The organism is Streptomyces sp. XY431 (genome assembly GCF_001279805.1).
In the GTDB taxonomy this organism is placed as follows: domain Bacteria; phylum Actinomycetota; class Actinomycetes; order Streptomycetales; family Streptomycetaceae; genus Kitasatospora; species Kitasatospora purpeofusca.
In genome coordinates this window covers 1-13,148 of sequence record NZ_LGDO01000113.1, presented here as the reverse complement: position 1 = coordinate 13,148, position 13,148 = coordinate 1, and the positions used below count along the sequence as shown (strand labels likewise).

The following is a 13,148-nucleotide window of genomic DNA, read 5'->3' as shown; positions in this document are numbered from 1 at the left end:
CCCCGACGCCTACCTCCCTCACCTGGCCAGCGCGCTCAACAACGTTTCCATCCGATTGGGCGAGGAAGGCCGACGGGCAGAGGGACTGGCCACCGCGGAGGAAGCCGTCGGCCACTACCGAGCCCTGGCCGACGCGAACCCCGACGCCCACCTGCCCGATCTCGCCATGGCCCTCAACAACGTTTCCATCCGATTGGGCGAGGAAGGCCGACGGGCAGAGGGTCTGGCCACCGCGGAGGAATCCGTCGCCATTCGCCGCGCCCTGGTCGAGGCGAACCCCGACGCCCACCTGCCCGATCTCGCCATGATCCTCACCAACCTCTCCGTCCGGTTGGGCGAGGAAGGCCGACGGGCGGAGGCTCTGGCCGCCGCGGAGGAGTCAGTCGGCCACTACCGAGCCCTGGCCGAGACGAACCCCGACGCCCACCTTCCCCGCCTGGCCATGGCCCTCAACAACGTTTCCGTCCGGTTGGGCGAGGAAGGCCGGCGGGCAGAGGCTCTGGCCACCGTCGAAGAATCCGTCGCCATTCGCCGCGCCCTGGTCGAGGCGAACCCCGACGCCCACCTTCCCCACCTGGCCATGGCCCTCAACAACGTTTCCATCCGATTGGGCGAGGAAGGCCGACGGGCAGAGGCTCTGGCCACCGTCGAAGAATCCGTCGCCATTCGCCGCGCCCTGGCCGAGACGAACCCCGACGCCTTCGGGCCGGCCCTACAACAATCCCTGAACGTGGCCGCCTGGCTCGAAGGATCCGGACCATAGCGGGGCAAATCGGCTACCGCTGCAAGCTCCGGCGTTGGAATATCGCACGTTCGGAATGACGCTTCCCGCCAGTCGGTGGATAGGCGTGGGACGCCGGGCGTCGTGAGGCCTACGCCAACGGCCAGGGCAGCCGGCTGACTCTGGTCGCGGTGACGGCCACGTCGAACCGGCCGAAGGCGGACAAGGACCCGATGGACTGGCAGCCCCCGCTGGTCGCGGCCCGCTCCTCGACTTCGAACTCACCGCCGACCAGATGACCGCCGTAGCCGCCCTCGACACCGGTACCACGCTGTTCCTCGACCAGCGCACCTGCCTCGACCGCCGGGGCTCGGCTCGCCGAACGCTCGGTCACAGCGATGCCGTCACGAGAAGTCACTTCTCAGACTTGACACCATCATTGGGAATCGTTGCATCGGCTACGGCTGCCCCGCCAGGAACACCCTACGGGGGACCGGCCTCAGCCGATCCCCCGTAAAGTCACAGCACACAGCCATGCGCAGCGCATGCCGGATGTTGCATCCGATGCAATACCGCGCGTCGCTCCAGGTAGGCCCCTGCGAACGAGCCGTCGACCCCAGAGCGACCTGTCCCTGTTCGGGGACTATCACGATCCAGTGCCGCATCAGGCAACGTTTGTCCTGGTGACCACTTCGCGTAGACGTTCGTCCATCGGCCGCCCCGAGCGGCAGGGCCGGCCTACTTCGTCCGGGGTGGGAGGCGGAGGGTGAAGCGGGCGCCGCCCTGTGGACTGGTGCCGACGCGGAGGGTGCCGCCGTGGGCCTGGGCGACCCAGGAGGCGATGGACAGTCCGAGGCCGGTGGAGCCGGAGCCGCTGTGGAAGCGCTGGAAGAGGGAGCCGGCGAGCGCCGGGGGGATGCCGGGTCCGGCGTCGTCGATGGTCACTGTTGCGTCGGCGGTCACGGTGACGTCGACTTCCGCGGGCAGGCCCGGGGCATGGCCGTGGAGGAGCGCGTTGCCGAGCAGGTTGGCCACCGCCCGCCGGAGCAGGTCGGGATCGGCGACCACGACGACCGGTTCGGTGCGGACGCTCACGCGGTGCTCGCCGGTTTCGGTGTCGTCGACGACCACCTCGACGAGCTGGTCCAGGCGTAGCGGCTGGCTGGCCAGGGTGCCGACACCGGCCGTCAGCCGGGCCCGGGTGAGCAGGCCGTCGATCAGGTCGCCCATCCGGGACGCCAGGCGCACGGTCCGTTCGAGCGCGGCGGTGCGCTGCTCGTCGTCGCGCAGCGCGGTCTCCGCGAGGCCGCGCAGCGACGCGGTGGGTGTGCGCAGGTCGTGGGCCGCGTCGGCGAGGAACTCCTCCTGTTGTTGCAGCGCCGTCAGCGCCGGCCGGATCGCCCGCCCCGAGAGCAGGTGCCCGGCCACGGCGGACAGGGCGACCAGGACCGCACAGCCGGCCACCAGGAGCAGAGCCAGTTCGCGGTGCGCGGCCCGGTCGCCGGTGGTGTCGTCGGCTGCGACCACCGCACCGGCCGTCGACCGGCCGTCGGCTCCCGCGTAGGGCTCGGCGAGCAGCCGGATCCGGTGGCCGTTGTCGCTGCGTGCGTCGGCCACGACGGCCGATCCCTCCCGCATCGCTTCCGCGGCCACCGCTTCCAGGTCCTCGGTGTGGGCCCGGACGCAGGGCTTGCGCGGGGTGTAGGCGACGGTGGGCCGGTCGGCCGTGCCGGTCACCACGGTCACCGGCGGGCAGTCGGTCTCCATTCCGTCCTGCAGTGGCTGCGTGTCGAGCCGGTCGTCGTCCTCGTCGAAGCTCAGGACCAGGATCGCCTGGCGGGTCTGCAGGGTGAGCGCGTCGTCGAGCCGGTCGTTCCAGGAGTTGTCGTCGGTGCGGATGGCGAACGCCGCCAGGCCGATCAGTCCGATCGCGCTGGTGAGAGCGAACAGGGCGGTGAGTCGCCGGCGCAGCCGCCGGATCCGGGCCGCGGCCGTCAGCACCGGTCGCCGTCGCCGCTGCCGGGCGGTGCCAGCCGGTAGCCGACACCGCGGACCGTGTGGATCAGCGGCGGGTCGCCGAGCTTGCGGCGCAGCTGGGAGACCAGTACCTCGACGACGTTGGAGTTCGGCTCGGTCAGCTCGTCCCAGCATTTCTCGATCAGGTCGGCGCGGGGTACCGCCTGGTCCGCCCGGGCCGCGAGCAGTTCCAGGACGGCGAACTCCTTGCGGGTCAGGAGCAGCAGTACGCCGTCCCGGTGCACCTGGCGGCGGGCGGTGTCGATCTCCAGGTCGGCGATGTGCTGCACCGGGGGCCGGACGGTGGCCACCCGTCGGCACAGGCTGTGCACCCGGGCCGCCAGCTCGGGCACCGCGAACGGCTTGACCAGGTAGTCGTCGCCGCCGACGGCGAACCCCTCGACCCGGTCGGCGACCGTGTCCCGGGCGGTGAGGAACAGCACCGGTACGGTCCGCCCGGCTCGGCGCAGCTCGCGCACGTACTCGACGGCGTCCCCGGAGGGCAGCATCCGGTCGAAGACCGCGCAGTCGTACCCGGTGACGCACAGTGCCTCGTCGGCGGCCGGCAGATCGGCCACCTCGTCGACGGCCAGTCCCTCGCTGCGCAGTGCCGCGGACACGGCGAACCGCAGGTCATCGTCGTCTTCGGCCACCAGTACTCGCACGGCGGTCAGGATAGCCCGATGGGCGGCCCGCGCCGCCCTCACCAAATCCTCAGCTTCGCTCAGCAATCATCTGTGAGGTCACAGCGGAGCGAACCGGCAGGAGCCGAGCTGCGCGGCCGTCCGCCCGGGAGATGCACGGGCGGACCGGTACGCGGCGCCGTGAGACACCCCGGGCGCGATCCCCCACGCGCCCGGGGACCGCCGGCGGCCCGGCGGCCGGAGCCCCCAGCCGGCCCGGGCCGTCGAGGCGGTGCCGGTACCGCTGATCACCGCGGGCGCCGTACGCGACAACCCTGCCAAGTCCCTCTGGAGCACTCCCATGAAGCACCTGACGAGCAAGCGTGCCGGCCTGGTCCCGGCCCTGGCCGCACTCGGCGTCACGGCACTTGCCGGATGCCTCCCGGCGTACGGGGACGCGCCTGCGAAGGGCGCCGGCGCGGCGCCGACCGATTCCGCGCAGCAGAGCGCCCTGCAGACCTTCTACCGGCAGCAGCCGACCTGGACCACGTGCGGCGAGTTGCAGTGCGCCACGTTGACCGTCCCGGTGGACTACGCGCACCCGGAGACCGGCCGGACCTTCACCCTGCCGCTGGCCAGGTCCGTCACGGCGGACCCCGCCCAGCGCATGGGCTCCCTGGTCTTCAACCCCGGCGGACCGGGCGAATCCGGGGTCGAGCAGCTGAAGTCCGGCGGCCTCTCGTCCTTCAGCGAAAGGGCCCGCGCCCGCTTCGACATCGTCGGCTTCGACCCGCGGGGCGTGGCCGGCAGCAAGCCGGCCGTCGACTGCGGCTCCTCGGACTCCGCCGACCAGGACCAGCCCGAGTCCGACGCCACCTCGACGAGTGCGTATCCCAGGACCGGTGCCGAACGCAGCGCCGCGCTCGCGGACGCCGAGAAGCAGGTCGCCGCCTGCAAGGCCCGCAGCGGAGCCATCCTGCCGCACGTCGGGACCCTGGACGCGGCCCGCGACCTGGACGTGCTGCGCGCGGCCCTCGGCGACGAGAAGCTCAGCTACCTCGGCTGGTCCTACGGCACCTACCTCGGCACCGTCTACGGCGAACTGTTCCCGCACCGCGTCCGCGCACTCGTCCTCGACGGCGCCGTCGACCCCTCGCTCGACTGGTCCGAGGCCGCACTCCAGCAGGGCAAGGCCTTCCGGAACTCGGTGGACGACTACGCACGGCAGTGCGCCACCGTGGTCCGCGACGCCTGCCCCGCCACCACCCCGGACGGCATCCACAAGGTGATCACCGACCTGCACCGGCGGACCGCCAAGCACCCGCTGCGCATCACCGGCACCACCGAGCGGCTCGACCAGAACATGCTGCTCGCCGCCCTCACCAAGTCGATGTACTCACCCGAGTCCCAGTGGCAGGAGCTGTCGAGGGCGCTGCGCGCCGCGCGGGGCGGCGACGGGACCAAGCTCGCCGAGATCGCCAGCCCCGGCATATCCGCCCGGCCCACCCAGGACGACAGCTCCGGCCCGGGCGGCTCCGGCGAGCAGGCGCCCGACAACTCCTCCGTCGCCATCACCGCCGTCAACTGCCTCGACCAGCCGCACCCGAGGGACTCGCAGCCCTACTGGGAGCTGCTGGAGCGCGCCGACCGGGAGGCCGGAGTCTTCGGCACCTCCGCCGTGCTCGCCGAGCTCACCTGCAAGGACTGGCCGGCCGGACAGCAGCAGCCGCACCGTGTGAGCGCCGAGGGCCTGCCCCCGGCCCTGGTCGTCGGCACCACCGGCGACCCGGCCACGCCCTACCAGTGGTCGCAGGGCCTCGCGGCCCAACTGCCGGGCGGCATGCTGCTCACCTTCAAGGGGACCGGCCACACCGCCTACGGCCGCAGCAACACCTGCGTCAACGACGCCGTGGACGCCTACCTCATCGACCTCAAGCCGGTCCCGGGCGGGACGACCTGCTGAACGGCCGGCACTCCCCGTCGCGCCACCCTCGCCCCCGCTCACAGCTCGCACCACTGGAGACCTTCCGCATGCCTGTCGACATGTCCCTGGACTCCCTGACCGCAGCACGCGCGTCAACGCTCTTCCAGCCACTGCGGCCCGACGACCCGGTTGAGGTGGGCGGCTACCGCCTGCACGCCCGGCTCGGAGCGGGCGGAATGGGGCGGGTCTACCTGTCCTACACCCCCGGTGGCCGGCCCGTGGCCCTCAAGACGGTCCGGCCGGAGTTCGCGCAGGACACCGAGTTCCGCTGGCGCTTCGCACAGGAGGTCGCCAACGCCCGGCGGATCCACGGGCTGTACACCGCCCAGGTGATCGACTCCGGCGCCGACGACGACGTGCCCTGGCTGGCCACCGCGTACGTTCCGGGTCCGTCGCTGCACCAGGCGGTCCGGGAGCACGGCGCGCTCCCGGTGCGTACGGTCCTGCTGCTGATGGGCGGGATCGCGGAGGCGCTGCAGGCGATCCACGGCGCCGCAGTGGTGCACCGCGATCTCAAGCCCGCCAACGTGCTGCTCGCGGCCGACGGTCCGCGCGTGATCGACTTCGGCATCGCCCGCGCGGCCGACGCCGTCGCGCTGACCGGCACCGGCTTCCGGATCGGCTCTCCCGCCTTCATGGCGCCCGAGCAGGCCCTGGGCCGGCCGGCCGCGCCCGCGACGGACGTCTTCGCGCTGGGCTCGCTGGCGGTGTACGCCGCCGGCGGCACCCAGCCGTTCGGCGACGGACCGGAGACCACCGTGCTGTACCGGGTGGTGAACGAGCAGCCGGACCTCGGCCACGTCCCGGGCGACCTGCACGCGCTGCTGCTGCGCTGCCTGGCCAAGCAGCCCGAGAACCGGCCCACCCCTGCCGAGATCATCGAGGCCGCCCGCGACCACCCCGCCGCGGGCGGCGGGCTGCGCTTCGCCGACGGCTGGCTGCCCGCTCGGATCAGCGCCGACATCACCCGCCGCTCCGGCCCGCCGCAGCCCCTGCCCACCGCGATCGTTCCCCACGTCGTGGCCGTCCAGGCCCCGCCCGGCCCCCACGGCGCTCCGCAGCCCCTGCTCGCGACACCGACCGCCTTGCTACCGTCCCCACTGCCGACCGTCGGCGCCCCCGTGGCACCCGCGGTGGGCAAGCCCCGCCGCAAGGTCCCGAGCCGGAGGACGGGGCTGCTGCTGACGGCACTGGTGGTGGCTCTCGGGGGCACGGTCGGCGGCGTGCTCCTGTCCGACAAGCTCGACCGGATCCTCGCAGCCACGGAATGGACCGGCGACAGCCCGACGGCCGGTGACACCGGCCCGGACACACCGGCACCGGCGGCCGACGGCCCGACGCCGACCGACCCGACGCCGACCGACCCGACGCGCCCGGCCACGTACACCGCGGCGTACACCGGCACGGTCCTGACCGCGCCCGACGACTCCTACGACTTCGACCTCGAGACCGGCAGGCTGACCCCCGCGCGGTCCACCGAGTGGTCCGTCGGGCACAACGCCGACGAGTTCCTGATCCCGACGGGAAGCGACGCCGCCATCACCCCCAACGGGCGGCCGACCCCGACCGACTGCTCGACGGCGATCGACCGGCAGCCGGCGACGGCCCTCGACTTCAGTGACCTGCCGGCCGGCCGAGCCTTCTGCGTGAGATCGAGAAGCACTCACGACGTAGCGATCGTGCGGGTCGTCTCCGTGACCGGCAACGGCCCGGTGAAGGTCTCGATGGACCGCTACCGCAGCGACAGCTGACCTCCGCCTCGGGATCGGAGCGGCTTCGTGCCGTCCGGCACGGCCTGTTCCGCCACCGGGCATCCATAACCGGATAGATCATCCGTTTGTGTGCTACGGTCCCCGACAAGCGGATGAACTATCCGCACGACTGGGTGGAGGGGCACATGATGAAGACGGCAGTGGTCACGGCGGGGACGGCCGGCATCGGACTGGAGACGGCCCTGGGGCTGGCCCGCGCCGGGTTCTCAGTCACCGTGGTCGGACGCGATGCCGACCGGGGCGCCCGGGCGGTCGACCGGATCAACGCGACGGACCCGGCACGCCCCGCACGGTTCCTGCCCGCCGACCTCGGCTCGCTCGACCAGGCGCGCGCGCTCGCCGACCGGATCGCCACCGAGCGCGCAGCCTCCGGAGAACCACTGACCGTGCTGGTCAACAACGTCGGCGCGATGTTCCCGCAGCGGCGGACCATGGACGGGATCGAAGCGTCGTTCCTCGTCAACCACCTCTCGCCGTACCTGCTGACGGAACTGCTTCTGCCCACACTGACCGCCGGCGCACCCAGCAGGATCGTGAACGTGACCTCGGGCGCGGTCGGGCTCGCGAAGCGGTCCTTCGACACCGTCGAGCCGCCCGGCGGCTACTACGGCTTCCACTGGTACGGCCGCGCCAAGCTCGCCAACCTCGCCTACACCCTCGACCTGGCCACCCGGCTCCAGGGCACGGCCGTCTCCGTCTTCGCCGCCGACCCCGGAGGGGCCGCGACCGACATGACCAACGGCACCATGAGCGACCCGAAGATCGTCTCACCAGCCCTGCGACTGCTGTGGCCGCTGGTGCGCCGCAAGTTCCGACGCTCCACCTCCGGCCCGGCGTCCCTGGCTGCCCGGCCCTCGATCGTCGCCGCCACGGACGACGCTCTGACCGGCCGGACCGGCATCGTCATCGGAGCCCGGGCGCGCCCTGTGACACCGCTGCGCGCAGCCACGGACCCCCGCGTCGCCCAGGACGTGCGCCGGCTCAGCGAACGGCACGCACCCCTCACGACCACCTGACCCGCCGGGCGGTACGGGTACCGGCGATATCATCCGGATGGGTCATCCGATTAGCATGTCCCCCATGACGACGCCCCTGCGCAAGGACGCGGCCCGCAACCGGGACCGGATCGTCGCTGTCGCCCGCGCAATGGTCGACGAGGGCACACCCCTGCAACTGAACGACGTCGCCGGCCGCGCCGGACTCGGAGTCGGCACTGTCTACCGGCACTTCGCCACCCCCGAGGCGCTGCTGGAGACCGTCGCCACTCCCTGCCTGGAAGCCCTGGCCGCCCAAGGCCGCGAGGCGACGGCCGACACCGACCCCTGGCGCGCGCTCGAAGGCTTCCTGTTCCGCACCGTCGAGGCGCAGGTCACCGACGCCTCCCTGGCCCCGGTCGCCGCCGCGGCCGACGACACCCTGCCGCACACCACGGAACTCAAGGAGACGCTTCGCTCGGTCGGCACCGCACTTCTCGACCGGGCTCGCGCTGCCGGAGCGGTCAGACACGAACCGACCGCCGCCGACCTCGTCCCCCTCATGTGCGGCATCGCCTACGCCGTCAACGTCCACGGCGGCACACCCGCCGACCGGATCGACACCGCACACCGCTACCTGACCACGCTCCTCGAAGGACTGCGCGCCGCACCACGGCACGCGTGAGACCACCGCCCGCGCACCAACCGGGGCGATCCTGGCGCCCTCCGCCGGTGCCGGTACGTCCGATGAGAAGCGACAGCACCGGCGTTCGCCCATGATCGGAGCGCCGAACCAGGCGTCGGGCCGCCGTCTGTGCTACTGGATGCTCCAGCGGTGCGGATGGCCGGGATCGGCGGGGCAGGCGAAGACGTTCAGCTCGCCGAATCGGCCTACGACTACTTCGGTGGGGGTGTCGGACCGATGGGTAGGCAGGTCTCGGTCCTCCAGCGGCTTCCAGCTGCCGCTGCCGCCGTCCCATTCCGAACTGTCGATGGTCAGCAGTAGGTTCATCGGCGTGCGGCAAGCCTGGCAGTCCATGGGGTACGGGTCGGTGGCGTGCCAGGAGGCGAAGCCGCCGACGCGCCAGCCGGGCGGGATCGACAGGTCGTACTGGTAGCCGATCGCATGGACCGCGATCTCGTCGGCCGTCTGCTCGGCCTCCTCTTCCTGGGTCTCGTCCCAGATGTCGAGCCGGGCGCACAGCTCCTCGGGCAGGAGGCCGGCGAACGGGTAGCTGAGCACCCGCTCCGGGTGCAGGACGCAGGGCTCGGGCACGAATCCATCGGACCCGACGAGCAACGGCTGCGGGGGAAGGCCCAACACCTCCCCGACCTCCCACGATCGCCGCCAGCGCAGATGCAGGTTCAGGTCGTACCGGCCCGGGCCGTGCGTACTGAACGGGCACCAGAACACCTGGAGCAGGTCGCAGCCGTCCGGCCCACCGGGCAGGTCGGGAACATCCCGCCGGTAGAGCTGCGCGAGGCCGATCATCGGCAGCGGGTCCGTCACCGACGCTCCGGGGGTGCGGTGCTCGCGGCACAGCTCTTCCAGGAGCTCGCGTTCCTCGCCCGTTGGGCCCGGGGCCTGTTCGCGGGTCCAGGCGGTGGCCAGCACCTGCCGGTAGCGGCGGACGTCCGCCGGACGGCGACCACGGCCGCGGCCGTGGGCCTCGTCGCACAGCGGCCACGGCTCCTCCGCCGGCCACAGCATCGGACCGCCCACCGAGCTCTCGGAAACGTGCGGGGTGCCCGGCCGCGGATGGAGCCGCGTCGTCGTACCCCGGTAGGCAGCCAGTTCCGGGAAGAGCACCTCGACATCGAGCGGGCGTGTGGGCGTGGTCCTCGTCATGGAAAGCGACCCTAGACACCCGGTGACCCCGGCCATCGAGCACCCCCGGGAGCAACTTTGTAGCGCCGTGCTGCTGTCGGAAGCCGTGAAGCCCCGGCGGATCGCTCCCTTCGTACCGGGCGTGGCAAAGAGCGTGCAGGGCGCAGTGGCAGACGATGTGGCCGGCGCGGGCCAGTGCCTCCTGGACGAGCCGGTGCAGCCGGCCGGGGGCGAGGCTCATCAGGTTGCCCGGCCGATGGACGCAGGTGTCGCACAGGCCGCTGAGCACTCGCACTTCCCCGGCGGCCGAGCCGGCTACGGGCGGCGCGGGTCCGTCGCCGTTCCCGGTCCGTTCGTCCCAGCCGGAGTTGCACCTGTCCATCCGGTCTCCCGGGGTGGTTGGTGGCCGGCGTCTGCCTCGTTGTAGCGGTGCGTGGCGCCATCGTCGAGCGGGGCTTGCAGGGAGGGCGCCCCGGCCGGCCGGGTCAGGCGGGCGGGAGCCGGAACTCGTGCAGGGAGCGCCGGACCTTGTCCAGGGACTCCTCGAGTTCCCCGGGATCGTCGTGGCGCAGGGACCAGGTGACGCCCCGCAGTTCGCGCCGGACGGCGGCGAGCCCGGTCTCCTCGTGCAGGAGCTGGTAGTCGCGGGAGTTCCGGGCCGCGTAGGCCCTCAGCATCTCGTCGGCGACGTCGTGGCCCAGGTACCGGACGCCGCACAGATCGACCGCGCGCGGGGCGATCCTCGCCTCGTCCCAGTCCAGGACGCCGGACAGCCTCCCGGCGGCGCGCAGGAGGTTGCCGGGCCAGAGGTCGCCGTGGACCGGCACGAGCTCGGCGTCGGCGAGCCATCGCCGATAGGCCGTGGCCCAGCGTTCGAACAGCTGCCGCTCGCGACCGGTCAGCCGGTCCGCGGCGGCCGCGGCCGTCCCGGTGTCGAGGGCGTCGAGGGGGTGGACCGTCCGGTCGGCCCGGTGTGCCCCGAGGAGACCCAGCAGCGGTTCGTCGCCGCATTCGTGCAACGCCGAGGCGAACGCGGCCAGGTCGCCGGTGAACGCCTCACGGTCCGCGCGGGCGACGTCGTCGTCCACCACGGCGCCCGGCAGTCTGCTGAGCAGCACGGCGCCGAAGGGCAGCCGCGGCCCGGCCGGAAGCGTTCCGAGCACCTCGGGGACGGCCAGCGGCAGCGGCGGCAGCCGCCGCAGCACCTCGGCGGTGTGCGTGCTCCGGTCCCCGGCCTCGGGTGTGCGCGGCACCCGGACGAGGACGTCGGCGCCGACCCGGAGCACGACGTTCGAGAAGCCCCAGCCGACGGTCTCGACCGGAGCACCGCTCCACGGGAACGGCAGGTCCTCCAGGCTCGATGCGACGGCTTCGCGCGTCGCTTCGGGGTCGAGGGGCATGAGCGGTCCTTCGCTGTTGGACGGTTTCGGCACAGGCCGCAACGTCCGGGAGGCTTCCGGGGTACCGGGGTCCGACCGATCCGGGCGCCACGCCCCGGCCCGGGACGCGCCGGTGCCCGTCGGCCGCAGTGGCCGACGGGCACCGGCAGTGCGGGGCGGCGGGGGGCTACCAGCGGTACCACCGCCCCCGGCTGCCGGCGGCGGTGGTACCCCGGGCGAGGAAGCCGAGGAGCCAGACGGCGAGGACGACCAGGCCGACCCACCACAGGACCTTCACGGCGAAGCCGAGCCCGAACAGGAGGAAGACGAGCAGCAGGACCAGGATCAGACCGAGCATGGAGCGGACTCCTCACGCTGGGGAATGGTTCACGGCCCGGGTGCCCCGGTTCCTCCGGATCATGCCCAGCCCCGCCGGATCACCCGGGTCCGCGGGACCGCCTCCCGGGCCGGGAACCCCCTCGAGCGTTAAGGGCGGTGACTCCGGGGCATACGGCTGCCGACCGGGTCCGGGCGGAGCGGATCGACGAGCTGGAACGCACCCCGGGCACGGGCGACCGCTGTCAAGGCGCACGAACGGGCTGCTGCCGGGCTTTCCGGTTCCGGTAAGGACTGGGGTAGCCTCCCAGGCGGTACGTGCCTGTGTTGTCGGTCGGCCTCGGTGCCCCGGCGCCGGGGTGGGCTCTAGAGAGGCGACGTTCGATGGCTGGCTCAGCAACGCCCAACGGTTCGCGCGGGAGCGCGGGTCCTTCCGCCGCCCAGGTCGGGGTGCCGGAACTGCGGCTCCTGCTCGCCGGTCTGACGGCGGTGCGGGACGGGGACTTCGGGACCAGGCTGCCGGACGACGCGGACGGCCTCCTCGGCGAGATCGCGACCGTGTTCAACGGCATGGTCGACCAGTTGTCCCGCTTCACCTCCGAAGTGACCCGGGTGGCCCGCGAGGTGGGCACCGAAGGGCGGCTCGGCGGTCAGGCGCAGGTGCCCGCCGTCTCCGGGACGTGGGCCGACCTCACCGACTCGGTCAACGCGATGGCCGGCAACCTCACCACCCAGGTGCGGGACATCGCCCAGGTGGCCACCGCAGTCGCGAAGGGCGATCTCTCGCAGAAGATCACCGTCGATGCGCGTGGCGAGATCCTCGAACTCAAGAACACCGTCAACACCATGGTCGACCAGCTGGGCAGCTTCGCCGGCGAGGTCACCCGGGTGGCCCGCGAGGTCGGCACCGAGGGCATCCTCGGCGGCCAGGCCGACGTGAAGGGCGTCTCGGGGACGTGGCGCGACCTCACCGACTCGGTGAACTCCATGGCCGGCAATCTGACCGGCCAGGTCCGGGCGATCGCCCAGGTCGCCACCGCGGTGGCCGACGGCGACCTCTCGCAGAAGATCACCGTCAACGCGCGCGGCGAGATCCTCGAACTCAAGAACACCATCAACACCATGGTCGACCAGCTGAGTTCGTTCGCGGGCGAGGTCACCCGGGTGGCGCGCGAGGTCGGCACCGAAGGGCGGCTCGGCGGACAGGCCGATGTGCAGGACGTCTCCGGCACCTGGCGCGACCTCACCGAGTCGGTCAATGTGATGGCCGACAACCTGACCGCGCAGGTCCGTTCGATCGCCTCGGTGACCACCGCGGTCGCCCAGGGCGATCTGACGCAGAAGATCCGGGTGGACGCCCGCGGCGAGATCCTGGAGCTGAAGGAGACCATCAACACGATGGTCGACCAGCTGTCCGCGTTCGCCGACGAGGTGACCCGGGTGGCGCGGGACGTCGGCACCGAGGGCAACCTCGGCGGCCAGGCCACCGTCCGGGGCGTGTCCGGGACGTGGAAG

12 protein-coding genes are annotated in these 13,148 nt (G+C 72.4%); 6 read left to right on the top strand and 6 right to left on the bottom strand.

Annotated features, from left to right (window positions below):
* On the top strand, nucleotides 1-763 hold a 763-nt coding region (locus ADK60_RS14355), incomplete at its 5' end, for a tetratricopeptide repeat protein (protein WP_159400440.1).
* Nucleotides 764-872: 109 nt separating this feature from the next.
* On the opposite strand, the gene ADK60_RS48390 is transcribed toward ADK60_RS14355, so the two are convergent.
* The 3 genes from ADK60_RS48390 to ADK60_RS14340 all read right to left on the bottom strand — a co-directional run bounded on the left by ADK60_RS48390 (nucleotide 873) and on the right by ADK60_RS14340 (nucleotide 3,402).
* Nucleotides 873-1,139: a hypothetical protein gene (locus ADK60_RS48390; RefSeq protein WP_159400439.1), complete on the bottom strand. Its 267-nt coding sequence runs from the start codon at nucleotides 1,137-1,139 to the stop codon at nucleotides 873-875.
* Nucleotides 1,140-1,459: 320 nt separating this feature from the next.
* The gene (locus ADK60_RS14345; protein ID WP_234371083.1) at nucleotides 1,460-2,722 is read right to left on the bottom strand and encodes a sensor histidine kinase; all 1,263 of its coding nucleotides are present in this window, start codon (nucleotides 2,720-2,722) and stop codon (nucleotides 1,460-1,462) included.
* Nucleotides 2,716-3,402: a response regulator transcription factor gene (locus tag ADK60_RS14340; RefSeq protein WP_053646192.1), complete on the bottom strand. Its 687-nt coding sequence runs from the start codon at nucleotides 3,400-3,402 to the stop codon at nucleotides 2,716-2,718. Before ADK60_RS14340 ends, ADK60_RS14345 begins: the two co-directional genes overlap by 7 nt.
* Before the next feature lie 319 nt (nucleotides 3,403-3,721).
* Between ADK60_RS14340 and ADK60_RS14335 the strand changes: the two genes are divergently transcribed.
* From ADK60_RS14335 to ADK60_RS14320, 4 genes are all read left to right on the top strand, one after another.
* On the top strand, nucleotides 3,722-5,323 hold the full coding sequence (locus ADK60_RS14335; protein WP_053646190.1) for an alpha/beta hydrolase: 1,602 nt from the start codon (nucleotides 3,722-3,724) through the stop codon (nucleotides 5,321-5,323).
* A gap of 68 nt (nucleotides 5,324-5,391) precedes the next feature.
* Entirely contained in the window at nucleotides 5,392-7,095 is a 1,704-nt protein-coding gene (locus ADK60_RS14330) for a serine/threonine-protein kinase (protein ID WP_234371082.1), read from the top strand.
* Between the two features lie 146 nt (nucleotides 7,096-7,241).
* A complete protein-coding gene (locus ADK60_RS14325; RefSeq protein WP_053646196.1) occupies nucleotides 7,242-8,132 on the top strand; it encodes an SDR family NAD(P)-dependent oxidoreductase in 891 nt (296 codons plus the stop codon).
* Between the two features lie 64 nt (nucleotides 8,133-8,196).
* Nucleotides 8,197-8,775: a TetR/AcrR family transcriptional regulator gene (locus tag ADK60_RS14320; protein ID WP_053646186.1), complete on the top strand. Its 579-nt coding sequence runs from the start codon at nucleotides 8,197-8,199 to the stop codon at nucleotides 8,773-8,775.
* 132 nt (nucleotides 8,776-8,907) lie between these two features.
* Here the strand turns inward: ADK60_RS14320 and ADK60_RS14315 are convergent, their stop codons facing one another.
* From ADK60_RS14315 to ADK60_RS14305, 3 genes are all read right to left on the bottom strand, one after another.
* Nucleotides 8,908-9,939 (bottom strand): hypothetical protein, encoded by a 1,032-nt coding sequence (locus ADK60_RS14315; RefSeq protein WP_053646184.1) that lies wholly within the window; start codon nucleotides 9,937-9,939, stop codon nucleotides 8,908-8,910.
* 464 nt (nucleotides 9,940-10,403) lie between these two features.
* The gene (locus ADK60_RS14310) at nucleotides 10,404-11,318 is read right to left on the bottom strand and encodes a phosphotransferase family protein (RefSeq protein ID WP_053646182.1); all 915 of its coding nucleotides are present in this window, start codon (nucleotides 11,316-11,318) and stop codon (nucleotides 10,404-10,406) included.
* Nucleotides 11,319-11,484: 166 nt separating this feature from the next.
* Nucleotides 11,485-11,655 carry a hypothetical protein gene (locus ADK60_RS14305; protein ID WP_053646180.1) on the bottom strand — a complete coding sequence of 57 codons (171 nt, stop codon included), beginning with the start codon at nucleotides 11,653-11,655 and terminating at the stop codon, nucleotides 11,485-11,487.
* 362 nt (nucleotides 11,656-12,017) lie between these two features.
* On the opposite strand from ADK60_RS14305, the gene ADK60_RS14300 reads away from it, so the two are divergent.
* Nucleotides 12,018-13,148, top strand: a 1,131-nt coding sequence (locus tag ADK60_RS14300; RefSeq protein WP_234371081.1) for a HAMP domain-containing protein, incomplete at its 3' end; no start/stop codon positions are given.